Source organism: Planomonospora alba (assembly GCF_039534085.1).
GTDB lineage: Bacteria > Actinomycetota > Actinomycetes > Streptosporangiales > Streptosporangiaceae > Planomonospora_B > Planomonospora_B alba.
On record NZ_BAAAUT010000006.1, the window covers coordinates 111,707 to 127,581 of the forward strand.

Sequence of the window (15,875 nt, forward strand, 5' to 3'; positions counted from 1 at the left end):
TTCAGAAGTGGTTGGGCTCATAGCCAGGTGTCGATCACGGCGATGTGGACGGTGGCTTCGTAGCGCACGGCAAGCTTGTCGAATCGGGTGGCCACCGCTCGGTAGCTCTTGAGTCGGTTGATGCCGCATTCCACCGCGTGGCGCAGCTTGTACGACTCGGGGTCGAACGCGGGCGGCCGGCCGCCCTGGGACCCCTTCCTGCGCCGGGCGGCGGCTTGGTCGAGCTTGATCGGGATGGTGGCCTTGATGCCGCGCCTGCGCAGGTAACGGCGGTTGCCGCGCGAGCTGTAGGCCTTATCGGCCAGCACCCGGTCCGGCCGGGTACGGGGCCGGCCACCGCCCAAGCGGGGCATCCGGATGCCCTGCAAGGCCGCCGCGAATTGCGGGCTGCCACCCCGCTGCCCGGCGGTCAGCACGATCGACAGCGCTCTGCGGCCCTGCTCGGTGGCCAGGTGCAGCTTGGTGCTCAGGCCACCGCGTGAGCGCCCCAGCCCGTGATCAGCCGGTTCCTCCTGCGCACCGCCCGGCGGCTCAACCTGCAGATCCCCCTTTCCCGCGCCCCGGCGGCGTGCTGATGGGCCCGGCAGACGGTGGAGTCGACACTCACATCCCGCGTGATCAGTCCGGCCGCGTCGGCCTGAGCCTGCAAATCGGTCAGGATCCGCCGCCAGATGCCGGCACGCTGCCAGCGCCGGAACAACCCGTAGATCGTCTGCCGGCATCCGTACCGCTCCGGCACGTCCCGCCACGGCGCCCCCACTCGAACCCGCCATCGGATCCCATCGATGAGCTGCCGTTTCGTCCAGATCGGCGGGCGCCCCGGCTTCCGGGCGACGGGCAGCAGCGGCTCCAGCACCGCCCACTGCGCATCGGTCAGATCAGCCCGCCCCGCCACCGGTAAGGTGTCCACGAGGTCTCCGTGCAGATGGTCTTCTTGGTCGTTGACTCATCTACCGGAGACCTCATCTTTTGTCGATCTACGACCTCCGCAACCGCCACTCAACTCACTTCTGGAACACGCCCTAGAGCTCAACACGCACAACTGCTCCGGCTAGAACCCGTTTCCCACCGATCTGCCATCGCGTCCGTCGGTCTGCGCCCGAACCCCGAGACGGTGAAGAATCGTGTGCACGTCGGCCCCTCCGCCGCCTCCGGCCCACCGGGTGGCCCTCGTCGCGCGCCCGCCGACCGGTGACCGCGGGCGAGGCCCGTTGCGTGATCCACGTGGCAGGCCCGGGCACCCGGTTGCGGACTCGCCGGGGCGGGTCCGCAACCGGCAGCAACCGGCGCCGGAAAACCGTTTGAGCCTTCCCGCCGCGCTCCCGTAGGTTGCCCGCGACCCCGTCGCAGTGAGGACAGAGGACAAAGACCGCGTGACCCCGCCTGCTCTTCAGATCTGACGCCTTCTTCCGCTCACCTCCACGCCGGCCCTCCCGCCGGCTCTGCCGGGCTGCCCGCGTGCGCCCGGTCGTACGGCGTCTGAGGCCGCGCTCGATCGGCCTCGTGTCAGGTCTAGAGAGATCATGTCTTCACAACCTCATATCGTGCTGCCCTGGGTCGTCCGCCGGACCAGGCTGCCCCTGCTGTGGCTGCGGTGCGTGGGCTGCCGGTCGGAGTCGGCCACCACCGGCGAGGGCAGGTTCCGCGTCAACGCCAACGGCAAGCTGCTGGACGTGTGGCTGCTGGTCCGCTGCGTGTCCTGCGGCCGGACGGGCAAGCTCACCGTGCACGAGCGAACACCGGTCGGATCCTTCGACCCGGCCGAGCTCGACGGTTACCGCGCCCACGATCCGGAGCTGGTGGCGTCCAGGCTGCTGGACCCGCTGCTCGCCCGACGCAACCGCTTCACCCTGGATTGGAAGGATGCCTGGCGGCTGGACACCCCGCCGGCGCGGCCGGGTGAGGCGTGGCCGGTCCAGGTGGAGGTCGTCTTCGCGGATCCGGTGCCGGTGCGCCCGGAGCGGCTCATCGCACAGGGGCTCGGCCTCAGCAGGAGCGAGGTGCTGCACCGGGTCAAGTGCGACATCCCGCTGCGCCGTCCGACGAGCACCGGGTTCGCCTTCACCGTGATGGCCGGGGACTGACGCGGCGCGGCGGAACCCGGAGCCGCCGGTGCACGCGCCAGCGGGCCGCACCCCGGTGACCGGGGTGCGGGCCGCTGGCGGTCGCCGGGGTCGGTCAGCGGAGGCGGCCCGCTCCCGCCTGCGCGGGAACGATCTGGGCGACCTTCCGGGCGGGGTCGATCCTGGTGAACAGGGTCGGCGTCCAGCCCGCGTCGGAGCCGAGGTCGGGGTCGTTGGCCGCGTTGTAGGCGGCGACCAGGTCGACCGGCCTGCCGTCGACCAGGTTGTCCTCTGCGGTGACCGCGGTGCCCTTGAAGACCGACAGGACCTTCTCGGCGGGGATGCCGCTGAAGGCGTTGGCCTGCACGTAGGCCTTCGACTCGGCGCCCACGCCGATGCTGTACAGGTGGTCGTCACCACCGGTGTAGTAGTTGTTGTAGATGTGCACCTGGCCGAAGCGCACCCGCGGGGTCCGCTGGCCGAGGCCCTCGAAGTGGTTGTGGTGGAGCGTGACCTTGAGCTTGTCGGTCTCGCCGTACCGGGTGCCGTTGTCGGTGTTGCCGATCAGCGTCACCTTGTCGTGGTTGCTCAGGTGGTTCCAGGAGAGCGTCACGTAGTTCGAGCCGCGCACCACGTCGAGCAGGCCGTCGTGCACCTGGTACGGCCGGCCGAAGTAGGTCGGCTGGCCGGAGTCGGGGTTGTCGCCGTCGTTGAGGGTGTTGTGGTCCAGCCAGACGTGCGTGGAGCCGGAGATCTCGATGTTGTCGAAGGAGGCGTTCCACGCGCCCCCCTCACCGTCGGTCGGGTCCCACTGCGGGAAGCAGTCGGAGGTGTCGGTGATGGTGAGGTTGCGGATGATGACGTTGTCGGCGCCTGTGACCCGGATGCCGAAGCTCTTCAGCGCGGCGTCGGGGCCCAGGCCGACCAGGGTGACGTTGGAGCCGACGGTGATGGTGACGTGCTGGGCCATCTTGTCGTAGGAGGCCTTGCGGGCGTCCTCCAGCGGCCCTGAGGGCACCTTGTCCCTGCCCCAGACGGCCGGGTCGTAGGCGGCCAGGTACGCCTGCAGGCTGTAGCCGTTCACGGCGTAGGACTCGCAGGTGAGCGGGTTGCCCGCGGCGTCGGTGTCGGCGTCGATGGCGCCCTTGACATAGATGATCTTCGGGGTGTTGTCGGCCGGGTCCCCGAGCGCGGCGCGCAGCTGCGCGGCGGTGGAGACGGTGTGGATGTTCTCCGGGCGGGCGGCCGAGCCGCCGGTGGTGCCGGCGCCCTCGGCGGCCCAGCCGTCGTTCTCGGGCAGCACCTGGCGGCCGAGCTGCTTGTCGGAGAAGGAGGGGAAGCTGCGGAAGGGGTCCCAGCCGTCGGTGCCCCTCAGGTAGTCCTCCGGATCGTGCTGCCTGGCCTGCTCCCTGGTCAGCTGCGGCCGGTCGTCGTTGACCGCCGCGCCGGGGCCGTGGTTGAGGTACTCCGACAGCCGGGCGTCCCGCCAGTTCAGGCCGGACATGTCGGTCCAGGGGGCGTCCTTGAACTGCTGGCCGAGCCAGGACTCGCGGATCAGGACCTGGCCGCGGGCGGTGGCCGAGCCGCCGGCCGGCCACGGGCGGCCCAGGTGGACGGTCTTGGCGGGCGCGTCGCTGACCAGCTGGCTGCGGTAGATCAGGAACCCGTAGGGGTTGGAGATCTCCGTGCTGGCCGCGGTGACGTAGCCGTTGTTGCCGTCGGCGGCGCCGCGGTTCAGGGACTTGATCACGCAGTTGTGGAAGACCGCGGTGGCGCGGCCGAAGATGAAGTCGACGTCGCCCTCGACGTAGCAGTTGCGGAAGTACTGCCTGGCCACGGTGGTGGCACTGGCGGTGTTGGCGTAGAGGGTGTCCTGGTTGCCGATGAAGCGGACGTTCTCGTAGACCTGCCGGTCCCCGGTGGTCCGCACCGCCACGGCCTGGCTGTTGCCCTTGGCGGCCTCGTCGTAGGAGTTCTCGAAGGTCAGGTTGCGGGCGGTGAAGTCCGGCGCGCTGATCACGTAGGAGGCGCTGCCCGAGGTGCCGTAGGTGCCCGAGCCGTCCGGCCTGGGGGTGGAGGCGGAGGCGTCGAAGGTGAGCACGACCCTGCTCGGGTCGGAGGTGTCGCCGACCAGCGAGATGTACGGCTTGTCCGCCGGGATGACCACCTGCTGCTTGTAGGTGCCCTCGCGGACCAGGATGGTGACGGGCTTGGTGTTGCCGGCGGGGACGGCGTCGACGGCGTCCTGCACGGTCGTGTGGTCTCCGGAGCCGTCGGCGGCGACCACGATGGTGGAAGGGGATGGCTTGGCCACCGCCAGGGCCGGCGCGGCCGCGGCGGTGACGGTCAGAGCGATCACCGGTGCGAGTAACAGAAGTCGCATGCTGCAACCTTGCGTGGGGGGAGTGTGGCAATCGGTTGCACGAAACGTTGGCGTAATCCTCGATTAACGTCAATAGCCTCAAAGGAAAAGGCTTTCCCGACTACAAGGGGTTGCAAATACAGGCCGGATCACGGGCACGCCGGAGGCCCCGGGGGGTGCAGGACCCCCGGGGCCTCCGGCGTGCGCGGCCGGGCGGGCAGGAACGCCCGGACCGCGCGGACCTCAGGTCAGGACGGCGCTCCCGCCGCCCGTGCCAGCCGCCCGGCGGCGGCCCGGTCGAGCCGTCCGTCCGCCACGACCGTGACCACGCGCCGGCTCAGGGTGTCGGCGACGGCCAGCGGCCGGTCCCAGGCCAGCGCGGGGCCGACGCCGGGGTACTCGGCGACCCGCACGAACCACGGGTCCACGTGGCCGAGCTGGACGAAGACCAGGCTCCAGGCGCCGGACACCAGCGCCAGCCAGGGCGTGACGCTGCCGTGGACCGCCTGCTCGCCCTCGGCCTCGCCGGTGAAGACGGCGACGTCCGGGGAGGACTTGGGCGCGCGCCAGAAGAACCCGCCGTACCCGGCGCCCGGCCGTCCCTTGCACGCCGAGCTCTTGATCTCCAGCGGCTCGCGCACGGTGAGCGTGAAGGCGAAGTCCAGCATCCAGGCGTCGCCGCCCGCCGCGCCGGGCACGTCACCGGACGCGCCGGAGGGCCCGCCGGAGGGCAGGGCCGCGGCCAGCACGGTCCGCCGCTCGCGGGCGACGACCGCGCCGTCCGGCCCGAGCCAGGTCAGCTCCTCGGCGAACCCGTCCCCGGTCTCCTCGAAGGCGTCGTGCCGCTGCCGGCCGTGGTCGCCCAGCCAGCTCGGCCCCCGGTCGCGGACGAAGGTCCGGCCGCCCCAGAAGTTCACCGCGCCGACGTCCGAGATCGCCAGGCTGACGCCCAGGTGGTGCACGTGGTCGTCGGGGCGGTACTCGGTGACCTCCACGCCGCCCAGCGTCCGCACCGGGTGCAGGTACGGCCGGGGCGAGTCGGTCGCCGGCAGGTCCGGCTCCCACACGTAGGAGGCCACCGGCGTGCCCGCCACCCGCAGCTCGCGCGCGTTCCCGCGGGCCGTCCGCGGCTCCTTCCCGCCGGACCCGGCGGCCCAGGCCACGTCCAGCTCCGAGAACAGGGCCAGCCGCTCGGCGCTGGCGTCCGTCAGCTCCCTGACGCCGGGCACCTCGCGCCGGCCGGGGTGGATCGTCTGGTGCTCGTCGGCGATCGGCAGCGGGTCGGGCGCCAGCCGTACCGCCTCCATGAACTCCATGAAGGCGCCGGTGCGGGCCAGCGGGACCAGCAGCTCCGCGCCGGCCCTGACGTGCTCGACCAGGTTCTGCAGCAGGTCCGTGCGGGGATGCACGGTCCCGTCGAGGTCGTCGGTGGTGTAGGTGAGCCGCGCCGTGCCCGCCGAGCCGTGCAGGAGCAGGTACGGCTCGGTGCGCCCCGTCGCGCACAGCGTCACCGCCACGGTGATCACCCGGCCGTCCGCCAGGCGGATCCGGGCCGCGGAGGTGTCGTCGGACTCGATCGGGTTGGCGTGGAACAGCTCCAGCTCGACCGAGGCGATCGCGCCGCGCTCCTCGGCCCCGGCGACCGCCAGCGCGGTGGCGGTGGCGTGCGCGAACGGGTTGGTGAGCGCGCCGTCCACCACGTCCCGCCCGTCCAGGCGGCGCCGGCCGGCCCAGGGCGAACGGGTGAAGTAGTCGGCCGGCCGCTCCCAGGCGCCCGCCACCCCGATGCCGCGGACCTCGCCGAGCTCACCGGAGGCGATCAGCTTGCGCGCCGCGGGGACCGCGGCCGAGCCGAGGCTCTGGAAGCCGACCTGGCAGGCCAGGCCGGTCTCCTCGACCGCCGCGGCGATCCGCTCGAAGTCGGCCATCGACGCCGCCGGCGGCTTCTCCAGCAGCAGGTGGGAGCCCGCGCGCAGCGCGGTCACCGCGAGCTCGGCGTGGGTGTCGATGGGCGTGCAGAGGATGGTGATCTGCGCGCCGGTGCGTTCGATCAGCCCGGCCAGGTCCTCGGGACGGGCCTGCTCCGGGGCGCCCAGGCCGTGCAGCCGGTCGGCGTCCACCGGGAGCACGTCGCAGACCCCCGCCAGCTCGACCAGGCCCAGCCCGGTCAGGCGGCGCAGGTTCTCCAGGTGGGAGCGGCCGTGGCCGTAGGCGCCCGCGAGCACGATCCGGACCGGCCCGCCGTTCAGCTCGCCCATGTCATCCCCAGTCCCGGCCGGCCGGCCGAACGCAGCTCGGTGCCGTCGATCTCCACCGGGTACGGCTCGGCCAGCAGCCCCAGGTCGGCCAGGGAGGCGTCCTCGACCAGCTCCACCATGACCGGGTGGTGCAGGGTGAGGGCGAGCTGGCCCGACAGCTCGGTCAGCAGGTGCGGGTAGACAGGCACGTCGAAGGCGCGGGCCAGCTCGGCGATCCGCAGGAACGGGGTGACGCCGCCGACCCTGACCACGTTGGGCTGGACCACGTCGCACGCGCCGGCGGTCAGCAGGTCGCGGAAGCCGTGGACGGTGTAGACGTTCTCGCCGACCGCCACCGGCACCCCGATGCTCCGCCGCAGCTCCACGTGGGCGGCGACGTCGTCGGCCGGCAGCGGCTCCTCGATCCAGTGCAGGCCGTACGGCTCCAGCGCGGCGATCGCGCGGCGGGCCCGGTGCAGGTCCCAGCGCTGGTTGGCGTCGACCATCAGGAGCACGTCGGGGCCGACGACCTCGCGGACCGCGGCGACCCGCTCGACGTCCTCGGCCAGGTCGGGCCGGCCCACCTTGACCTTGACGGCCGGGTAGCCCGCGGCCTTCCAGCGCCCGGCCTGCTCGACCAGCTCCTGAAGGGAGTAGTGCAGGTTGACGCCGCTGCCGTACACCGGGACGCTCGCCCGGCGCGGGCCGACCACGTCCACCAGGGAGGAGCCGGCGCAGCGCAGGTCCCACAGGGCCAGGTCGACCCCGGCCATCGCGACGGTGGTCAGCCCGCCGCGCCCGGCCTCGCTCAGGTGCGTGCGCAGCCGGTCCCAGACCACCTCCGGGTGGGCGGGCATGCCGATGACGGCCTCGCGGATGTCGTGGTCGAGCAGTGCTCTGACGGCGTGCGCCCCGATCTGCGGCGTCCAGGAGAACCCGGTGCCGACCCGCCCGTCCTCCAGCGTGACCTCGCAGACGACCACGTGGTTGTACGGCACGTCCGCACCCCACGGCCGGCGCAGCGGCGCCGACCGCAGGGTGGTCCTCAGATCCTTGATCATGCGGACACCAGGGCGAGGCCGCGCTCGATGAGCGCCCTCAGCTCCGCCTCGTGCTCGGGGGTGAGGTCGCTCAGCGGCGCCCGGACCGGGCCGACGTCCAGGCCGCGCAGGCGCAGCCCGGCCTTGACCAGGGCGACCGCGTAGCCCGGTCCCTTGCCGCGCAGCTCGACCAGGGGCGCGTAGAACTCGGCCAGCAGCCGCTCGCTCAGCTCGCCGCCGTTGAAGTACGCGGTGGCGATCTCCGGGGCGAAGGCGAACACGGCCGAGGAGTACAGCTCCACCCCGAGACCGCGGTAGGCCGGCATGGTGAGCTCGGCGGTCGGCAGGCCGTTGAAGAACGTGAAGTCCGGGCCGACCTCCCGCCGGACGGCCAGCACGGTGCGCTGGAACCGGTCGATGTCGCCCAGGCCGTCCTTGAGGCCGACCACGCCGGGGATGCGGGCCAGCTCCACCACCGCGTCGGGTTCGAGCACCAGCGCGCCGCGCTGGTAGACGACCACGGGCAGCTCCGCGGCGATCGCGCGGACGTACTCGGCGAAGCCCGCCCGGCTGCCCAGCATCAGGTAGGGCGGCATGAGCAGCAGGCCGTCGGCGCCCGCGGCGCGGGCCGCGCGGGCCTGCTCCAGGGCCGCGCCGAGCGGGCCGCCCGCGCCCGCGAGCACCGGCACCGCGCCCTGGACGGTCTTGACCGCCACCTCGACGGCGCGGGCGTGCTCGGCCTGGGACAGCGCGGAGAACTCCCCGGTGCCGCAGGCCACGAAGACGCCTCCCGGCCCGTGCTCCAGGCCCCGGCCGATGTGCTCGGCCAGCACGTCGGCGGCCAGCGCGCCCTCGCTGTCGAACGGGGTCACCGGGAAGAACAGGACTCCGCTGAGATTCATGGTCGTTTCCCTTCAGGACTGCTCAGGTGGAGAGCTCGGTGCGCCAGCTGCGCTTGGCCTGCCAGCCGAGCATGCGCTCGGCCTTGGCGGAGGAGAAGGCGGGGGCGGTGCCGGTCAGGCCGTCCGCGAAGCCCGCGGTGCCGGGCATGACCTTCGGCAGCAGCTCCGCCAGCGGCTCGCGGGCCAGGGCGTCGGCGGCCCCGGCGAAGAAGGTCTCGCCGTTCGGCAGCTCGGGCAGTTTGCCGAGCAGGGCGATGAACAGGTCGCCCACGTCGCGGGCGTCGATGTAGTTGAACAGCGAGACCCCGGCGATCTCGGGCCGGTCCAGCCGCTCGGTCACCGTGTGGCCGGACTGGGTCGGCGCGCCCTCCCACTCCTCCGGCGCGATCACGAAGCAGGGCCGCACCGCGGCCAGCTTCGTGGCGGCGGCCGCACGGGCGTAGGAGCGCATGGTCTCCTCGGCGACGTGCTTGGACAGGCTGTAGGCGTTCCACGGCTCGGCCGGGTGGTCCTCGTCGAGCGGGAGGTAGGCGGGGGCCCAACCGCCCGGGCGGCCGTACCCGATGACGGTCGGGCTGCTGGCCACGACCACCTTGCCCACGCCCAGCGCCACCGACGCGTCGCAGACGTTGAAGGCCAGCTGCGTGTTGGTACGGAAGATCACCTGGTCGCTGCGGCTGAACGGGGTGGCGATCGCGGCCAGGTGCACGACGGCGTCGGGCCGGAACCGGGCGATCACCTCGTAGGCCTCGCCGAGGTCGGTCAGGTCCGCAGGGAGGGTCTCGGCGGCGTCGGCGGGGGTGCCCGGCACGGTGTCCACCCCGATCACCTCGTGTCCCGCCGCGGCGAGCGCGGACACGACGCTGCGACCGAGGCGCCCGGCGCTCCCGGTGACAAGAGTTCTGCTCACGGGTGTCTTTCCCTTCTGGCAGTCACGAGCACGCTCAGAGACTGCAACCAGTTGCGCCAAACAGTGGCGCTATCTCGCGGAAACGTCAAGGCGTAAATTTTCACCACCTTTCTGACCTGCTGCTTCATCGGGATCCCAGACGGCAGACTCCACAACCGGTAGCAGAAAACCGGCCTCGCCCCCCGTCCGCGCCTGGTAGCGATGCAACCGCTTGCGTTACGGTGCCGCGGGCGGTGCGGCCTGCGCCCCGCCTGCGGGCACGCCGTCCGGCCGCCGGAGCGGCTCCCCGGACCGCGGACGCTGGCTCCGGCCGGACGGGAACCCTCCCGGCGACCGCACGGGGACCACGCGGCGACCGCACAGCGACCCACACAGCACAGACGCAGAGAGCGAGCTCACGTGAGATTCGGATTCACCCCCGCCGGCGACGCCGTGGAGCGGCACGTCCTGTCGAACGGCCGGATGCGCGCGGGGATCCTGACCCTCGGCGCGATCGTCCAGTCGGTCGAGCTGCCCGACGGGACCGACGTCGTCCTCGGCCTGCCCACGGTGGACGACTACCTCAACCGCAGCCGCTACTTCGGCGCGGTCGTCGGCCGGTACGGCAACCGCATCGCGGGCGGCCGCTTCACCCTCGACGGCACGGAGTACCGGCTGCCGCTCAACAACAACGGCCACAGCCTCCACGGCGGCCTGGCCGGGTTCGACAAGCGGGTCTGGCGGGCCGAGCCGGACGGCGAGCGGGCCGTCCGGCTGACCTACGTCAGCGCGGACGGCGAGGAGGGCTACCCGGGCACGCTCACCGTGAGCGTCACCTACACCCTCACCGACCGCGACGAGCTGCGGATCGACTACCGCGCCACCACGGACGCGCCCACCGTGCTCAACCTGACCAACCACTCCTACTTCAACCTCGCCGGCGGGGGCGACGTGCTCGGCCACGTCGTCACCATCGAGGCCGACCACTACCTGCCGGTCGACGAGGGCAAGATCCCGCTGCCCGGCGCACCGGCGCCGGTGGCGGGCACGCCGTACGACTTCACCAGGCCGACGGCGGTGGGCGCGCGCCTTTCCGGCTGCTACGACCACTGCTACGTGCTGCGCCCCGGCGGGACGATGCGGGTCCAGGAACCGGTGAGCGGCCGGGCGATGGAGGTGACGACCACCGAGCCGGGGGTCCAGTTCTACACCGGCCACATGCTGGACGGCGTCGCCACGCCGTACGGCAGGCACGCCGGACTCTGCCTGGAGACGCAGCACTTCCCCGACTCGCCCAACCGGCCCGACTTCCCCTCCACCGTGCTCCGCCCGGGGCAGGAGCACGTCTCGGCCACGACCTACCGGTTCCTGTTCTGACGGGGTCCGGCCCGCCCGGGGAGGTGCGCCGCGACCGGTTCCCGCCGGAGCGGCGCGGCCCTCCATTCCCCAGGAAAAAGCCAGTCATCCCATGACTGGATCTACCCTGTTTGCTGCAACCGCTTGTAGCAACGGAGCAATTGTTTCGAGAATCTCTACCGCCGGAAACCTGACGTTAACCCGGCCACCTGCGGAAACGTTCATGCCGATATATCGGTAACAAGCAGGTAACGCCTGCAAAGGGTTGACGCGGCTTTCCGGGACCTATAGGAAAGCGCCATCCAATCACGTCACATCGGGAGGTCCCGTGATGACGATCGAATCAGGAAATGTCCGGGCCCGATCCATGCAGGGGTTCCGCCGTGGTTGATTCGTTGTCGCTGAAGAAGCCCGTGGTCACGCCCCCCGCCCCCGCACGGGGAAGCGGGCCGGTCGTCAACCGCTCTCGCCGTGAGGCGTTGGCCGCCTACGCGTTCCTCATCCCGTGGTTCGTGGGCCTGTTCCTGATCACGGTCGGCCCGATCGTGGCCTCGTTCTATCTGTCCTTCACCAACTACAGCCTCCTGGAGGAGGCCGAGTGGGTCGGGCTGGACAACTACGTCAAGCTGTTCACCGAGGACCCCCGCTTCTGGGCCTCGTTGAAGGTCACCGCGATCTACGTGGTGGTCTCGGTCCCCCTCCAGCTCGGCTTCGCCCTGGCGCTGGCGCTGCTGCTGGACCGCGGCCTGCGGGGCCTGTCGTTCTACCGGTCGGTCTACTACCTGCCCTCGCTGCTCGGCGGCAGCGTGGCGATCGCCATCCTCTGGCGGAAGATCTTCGGAGCCGACGGCCTGGTCAACGCGGTGCTCGGCCTCTTCGGCGTCGAGGGCACCAGCTACGTCAACAACCCCGACACCGCGCTGAGCACCCTGATCCTGCTGCACGTGTGGACCTTCGGCGCCCCGATGGTCATCTTCCTGGCCGGCCTCCGGCAGATCCCGAGCAGCTACTACGAGGCCGCCGCGATCGACGGCGCGGGCGCCGTCCAGCAGTTCAGGTCGATCACGCTGCCGCTGCTCACGCCGATCATCTTCTTCAACCTCGTGCTGGAGATCATCAAGTCGTTCCAGTCGTTCACCCAGTCGTTCATCGTCAGCAACGGCACCGGCGGCCCGAACGACTCCACGCTCTTCTACACGCTCTACCTCTACCTCAAGGGGTTCAAGCACTACGAGATGGGCTACGCCTCGGCGATGGCCTGGGTGCTCGTGGTCATCATCGCCGGTCTGACCGGGATCAACTTCCTCGCGTCCAAGTATTGGGTCTTCTATGGCGACAGCAAGTAGCCGGAATCCGGTCCTGTACCGGCGCCGGGTCTCCAGGGGTGCCAAGCACCTGATGTTGATCGGCTTCGGCCTGGTCATGCTCTACCCGCTGCTGTGGATGATCTCCAGTTCGCTCAAGCCGGAGGAGCTGATCTTCCGCGAGCCCGGGCTGATCCCCAGCGAGATCACCTTCGAGAACTACACCGAGGGCTGGGACGCGCTGGCCCACCCCTTCAGCTACTACCTGTGGAACTCGGCGCTCATCACGGTGCTGTCGGTCATCGGCAACCTGGCCGCCTGCTCGCTGGCCGCCTACTCCTTCGCCCGGCTGAACTTCCCGCTGAAGAAGCTCTGGTTCGCGCTCATGCTCGGCACGATCATGCTGCCGCTCCACGTGGTGATCGTCCCGCAGTACATCATGTTCGCCCAGCTGGACATGATCAACACGATCTGGCCGCTGATCCTGCCGAAGTTCCTGGCCCACGACTCGTTCTTCATCTTCCTGATGGTCCAGTTCATCAGGACGCTCCCGCGGGAGCTCGACGAGGCCGCCTCGATCGACGGCGCCGGCTACTGGCGCACCTTCTTCCGGGTCATCCTCCCGCTCTGCACCCCGGCACTGGCCACCACGGCGATCTTCACGTTCATCTGGACGTGGAACGACTTCTTCAGCCAGCTGCTCTACCTGAACAACCCCGACAACTTCACCGTCCCGGTGGCGCTGCGCACCTTCCTGGACTCCAGCGGTGAGTCGTCGTGGGGACCGATGTTCGCCATGTCGATCATCGCCCTCGGACCGATCTTCGGGTTCTTCCTGGCCGGTCAGAAGTACCTGATCCGCGGTATGGCCACCACGGGTCTCAAGTAAGTCCTGTCCCACCCCGAGCATGTCCTCTTCAACCCCCCTGAAAATGATTAAGAGGAAGGACCGAGAGATGCGCTCTCTCAAGACGGTTGCCCTTCTCGCCGCGGCGGCACTGACCCTGACCGCCTGCGGCGGCGGCGACGGCGGCGGCGAGTCCGCCGACGGCAAGGTCAAGATCCGTTTCTCCTACTGGGGCTCCGACTCCCGGCAGAAGCTCACCGAGCAGGTCATCGCGGCGTTCGAGAAGAAGAACCCGAACATCGACGTGGTCGGCGAGTTCTCCGACTGGCCGAGCTACTACGAGTCGCTGGCCACCAAGGTCGCGGCCAACGACGCGCCCGACGTCATGACGCTGGAGATCCGCGGTCTGGCCGAGTACGCCGGCCGGGGCGCCCTCCTCGACCTCGCCGGCAAGGTCAACACCGCCGACCTCGACCAGGAGGTGCTGAAGGCCAACCAGGTCGACGGCAAGCAGTACGCCATCCCCACCGGCGTCAACGTCTTCGCGATGTACGCCAACAAGGCCGTCCTCGACAAGGCGGGCGTGGAGCTCCCGGACGACAAGACCTGGACCTGGGACGACTACATCAAGCTCTCCGCCAAGATCAGCGAGGCCGGCAAGGGCGAGTACTACGGCACCGAGTACACCTCCAACAACCCGACCTTCCCCACCATCTACGCCGCGCAGCGCGGTGAGAAGCTCTACGACAACGGCAAGATCGGCATCTCGGCCGACACGCTCAAGGCGTGGTGGGGCACCTTCCTCACCATGATCGAGACCAAGGCCTCGCCCGACGCCGCGAAGATGAACGAGATCATCGCCGGTGGCGTGGAGCAGTCGCTGATCGGCACCAACAAGGGCGCGTTCGGCATGTGGTGGAGCAACCAGCTCGGCACCCTCAGCAAGGTGTCCGGCTCCGAGCTGACCATGCTCCGCATGCCGAAGCTGGACGCCTCCGGCGGCAACGGCATGTTCCTCCAGCCCGCCATGCACTGGACGATCTCCAGCAAGACCGAGCACCCGGCCGAGGCGCAGAAGTTCGTCGACTTCCTGCTCAACGACCCGGAGGCCGGCGGCATCCTGCTCAGCGACCGCGGCCTGCCGATCAACTCCAAGGTCCTGGAGGCCATCAAGGGCAAGCTGACCCCGGCCGACCAGCAGAGCGTGGACTTCATCGAGCAGATCAGGAGCGAGCTCACCCAGGCGATCGTCCCCCCGAAGGGCGCCTCGAAGATGGAGGACATCATCAAGCGCTACACCGAGGCGGTGACCGCCGGGCAGCAGACCCCCGAGGACGCGGCCGCCAAGTTCCTCGAGGAGGCCAACGCGGCCATCTCCGGCTGAGCCGCCACCGGCCGGGCCGCGCCACCGCTCGGCCGGACCGCCACCGGCCGGGCCGCCACCGACCGGCCGGCCGGCGCCGGGTCACCCGGCGCCTCCTGACCCGGCGCCCGTCGGCCGCCGGCTGAGAAGACACCCTCATGCCTGCCGTACGGCTCGTGCGGACCGCGCGCGGGCCGTACGGCACACCAATCGGGGAGAAGAGATGAGATACGCATTCGTCGGGCTCGGCCACCGCGCCCAGATGTACGTCGACGCGCTGCTCGGCGACTGGCGGGACACCGGTGAGATCGTCGCCCTGTGCGACACCAACCGGACCCGGATGGACTACTACGCCGAGCGCATCGGCGGGGACGTCCCCCGCTTCGCGCCCGACGACTACACCAAGATGCTCGACCTGTGCGACGCGGTGGTCGTCGCCACGGTGGACGCCACGCACGCCCACTACGTCATCACGGCGCTGGAGGCGGGCAAGCGCGTGATCGTGGAGAAGCCGCTGACGATCGACGCCGCCGGCTGCGCCGCGATCGCCGCCGCCGCCGAGCGGAGCACCGGCTCCCTGGTCGTCACCTTCAACTACCGCTACTCGCCCCGCAACTCCGCGGTCCGCCGCCTCATCATGGAGGGCGCGATCGGCGAGGTCACCTCCGTGCACTTCGACTGGGCCCTGGACACCATCCACGGCGCCGACTACTTCCGCCGCTGGCACCGCGACAAGGCGAACTCCGGCGGCCTGCTGGTGCACAAGTCCACCCACCACTTCGACCTGGTCAACTGGTGGCTGGCCGCCACCGCGCGGACCGTGTACGCCCAGGGCGACCTGCGCTTCTACGGCGCCGAGAACGCCCGCGCCCGCGGCCTGGACGCGCGGCCCGAGCGCGGCCAGGGCGCGCCCGGCCTCGGCAGCGACCCGTTCATCCTGGACATCTCCGCCGACCCGCGGCTCAAGCGCCTCTACCTGGACGCCGAACACGAGGACGGCTACATCCGCGACCAGGACGTCTTCACCGAGGGCGTCACGATCGAGGACAACATGGCGGTCCTGGTCCGCTACGACAACCGGGCCATGCTCACCTACTCCCTCAACGCGCACGCCCCCTACGAGGGCTACCGGGTCGTCTTCAACGGCACCGGCGGCCGGATCGAGCTGGAGGTGTGCGAGCGGGCGTGGACGCCGCCGCACGCCGCGATCGACCCGACCGCCGCCTCCAAGGAGCACGCCACGGGCGCCTGGGAGAGGCTCCTGCTGCACCGGCACTGGCAGGAGGCGGAGGAGATCCCGATCGAGCAGGGCGCCGGCGGCCACGGCGGCGGCGACCGGCTCCTGCTGGACGACGTCTTCCGCGGGCCCGGCGACGACGCGCTGGCCCGGCAGGCCGGCTACCTCGACGGCATCCGCAGCGTCATGATCGGCGCCTCGGCCAACGAGTCCATCCGCACCGGGCGGCCGGTCCACCTGGTCGACGGCGGCACCCGCATGGCGGACAGCTGAGC

12 protein-coding genes are annotated in these 15,875 nt (G+C 70.7%); 6 read left to right on the plus strand and 6 right to left on the minus strand.

The window, feature by feature from the left end; translation table 11 throughout:
- Positions 1-17 precede the first annotated feature (17 nt).
- Positions 18-895, minus strand: a protein-coding gene (locus ABD823_RS05230) for an IS5 family transposase (protein ID WP_344856583.1) whose coding sequence is annotated in 2 segments (ribosomal slippage) — positions 18-502 and positions 502-895 — 879 coding nt in all. Because the reading frame shifts where the segments join, the coding sequence is not laid out codon by codon here.
- Between the two features lie 649 nt (positions 896-1,544).
- Here ABD823_RS05230 and ABD823_RS05235 point away from each other — a divergent pair.
- Positions 1,545-2,084, plus strand: coding sequence for a DUF1062 domain-containing protein (locus ABD823_RS05235; protein WP_344856459.1), 540 nt, complete (start codon positions 1,545-1,547; stop codon positions 2,082-2,084).
- 94 nt (positions 2,085-2,178) lie between these two features.
- Here ABD823_RS05235 and ABD823_RS05240 read toward each other — a convergent pair whose 3' ends face one another.
- The 5 genes from ABD823_RS05240 to ABD823_RS05260 all read right to left on the minus strand — a co-directional run bounded on the left by ABD823_RS05240 (position 2,179) and on the right by ABD823_RS05260 (position 9,514).
- Positions 2,179-4,446, minus strand: coding sequence for a pectinesterase family protein (locus ABD823_RS05240; RefSeq protein WP_344856461.1), 2,268 nt, complete (start codon positions 4,444-4,446; stop codon positions 2,179-2,181).
- Positions 4,447-4,673: 227 nt separating this feature from the next.
- Positions 4,674-6,683, minus strand: a complete 2,010-nt coding sequence (locus tag ABD823_RS05245; RefSeq protein WP_344856463.1) for a DUF6807 family protein — start codon at positions 6,681-6,683, stop codon at positions 4,674-4,676.
- The gene (locus ABD823_RS05250; RefSeq protein ID WP_344856465.1) at positions 6,671-7,723 is read right to left on the minus strand and encodes a mandelate racemase/muconate lactonizing enzyme family protein; all 1,053 of its coding nucleotides are present in this window, start codon (positions 7,721-7,723) and stop codon (positions 6,671-6,673) included. Before ABD823_RS05250 ends, ABD823_RS05245 begins: the two co-directional genes overlap by 13 nt.
- Positions 7,720-8,604, minus strand: a complete 885-nt coding sequence (locus tag ABD823_RS05255) for a 5-dehydro-4-deoxyglucarate dehydratase (RefSeq protein WP_344856467.1) — start codon at positions 8,602-8,604, stop codon at positions 7,720-7,722. Before ABD823_RS05255 ends, ABD823_RS05250 begins: the two co-directional genes overlap by 4 nt.
- 22 nt (positions 8,605-8,626) lie before the next feature.
- On the minus strand, positions 8,627-9,514 hold the full coding sequence (locus ABD823_RS05260) for an NAD-dependent epimerase/dehydratase family protein (RefSeq protein WP_344856469.1): 888 nt from the start codon (positions 9,512-9,514) through the stop codon (positions 8,627-8,629).
- Between the two features lie 399 nt (positions 9,515-9,913).
- Here ABD823_RS05260 and ABD823_RS05265 point away from each other — a divergent pair, with 399 nt between their 5' ends.
- The 5 genes from ABD823_RS05265 to ABD823_RS05285 all read left to right on the plus strand — a co-directional run bounded on the left by ABD823_RS05265 (position 9,914) and on the right by ABD823_RS05285 (position 15,873).
- Positions 9,914-10,870 carry an aldose epimerase family protein gene (locus ABD823_RS05265; RefSeq protein WP_344856471.1) on the plus strand — a complete coding sequence of 319 codons (957 nt, stop codon included), beginning with the start codon at positions 9,914-9,916 and terminating at the stop codon, positions 10,868-10,870.
- Between the two features lie 329 nt (positions 10,871-11,199).
- A complete protein-coding gene (locus ABD823_RS05270) occupies positions 11,200-12,195 on the plus strand; it encodes a carbohydrate ABC transporter permease (RefSeq protein ID WP_425566564.1) in 996 nt (331 codons plus the stop codon).
- Positions 12,179-13,042 carry a carbohydrate ABC transporter permease gene (locus ABD823_RS05275; protein WP_425566565.1) on the plus strand — a complete coding sequence of 288 codons (864 nt, stop codon included), beginning with the start codon at positions 12,179-12,181 and terminating at the stop codon, positions 13,040-13,042. The genes ABD823_RS05270 and ABD823_RS05275 overlap by 17 nt, the downstream gene beginning before the upstream one ends.
- A 67-nt stretch (positions 13,043-13,109) precedes the next feature.
- Positions 13,110-14,384, plus strand: coding sequence for an ABC transporter substrate-binding protein (locus ABD823_RS05280; RefSeq protein WP_344856473.1), 1,275 nt, complete (start codon positions 13,110-13,112; stop codon positions 14,382-14,384).
- A gap of 202 nt (positions 14,385-14,586) precedes the next feature.
- Complete coding sequence (locus tag ABD823_RS05285; protein ID WP_344856476.1) at positions 14,587-15,873, plus strand: Gfo/Idh/MocA family protein; 1,287 nt, start codon at positions 14,587-14,589, stop codon at positions 15,871-15,873.
- The last annotated feature ends 2 nt before the right edge of the window (positions 15,874-15,875 follow it).

Bases quoted from the DNA above. Each gene is read 5' to 3' on its own strand.
- ABD823_RS05245 (WP_344856463.1), bottom strand. From the start codon at position 6,683: ATGGGCGAGCTGAACGGCGGGCCGGTCCGGATCGTGCTCGCGGGCGCC.
- ABD823_RS05240 (WP_344856461.1), bottom strand. From the start codon at position 4,446: ATGCGACTTCTGTTACTCGCACCGGTGATCGCTCTGACCGTCACCGCC.
- ABD823_RS05280 (WP_344856473.1), top strand. From the start codon at position 13,110: ATGCGCTCTCTCAAGACGGTTGCCCTTCTCGCCGCGGCGGCACTGACC.
- ABD823_RS05250 (WP_344856465.1), bottom strand. From the start codon at position 7,723: ATGATCAAGGATCTGAGGACCACCCTGCGGTCGGCGCCGCTGCGCCGG.
- ABD823_RS05255 (WP_344856467.1), bottom strand. From the start codon at position 8,604: ATGAATCTCAGCGGAGTCCTGTTCTTCCCGGTGACCCCGTTCGACAGC.
- ABD823_RS05275 (WP_425566565.1), top strand. From the start codon at position 12,179: ATGGCGACAGCAAGTAGCCGGAATCCGGTCCTGTACCGGCGCCGGGTC.
- ABD823_RS05270 (WP_425566564.1), top strand. From the start codon at position 11,200: ATGTCCGGGCCCGATCCATGCAGGGGTTCCGCCGTGGTTGATTCGTTG.
- ABD823_RS05285 (WP_344856476.1), top strand. From the start codon at position 14,587: ATGAGATACGCATTCGTCGGGCTCGGCCACCGCGCCCAGATGTACGTC.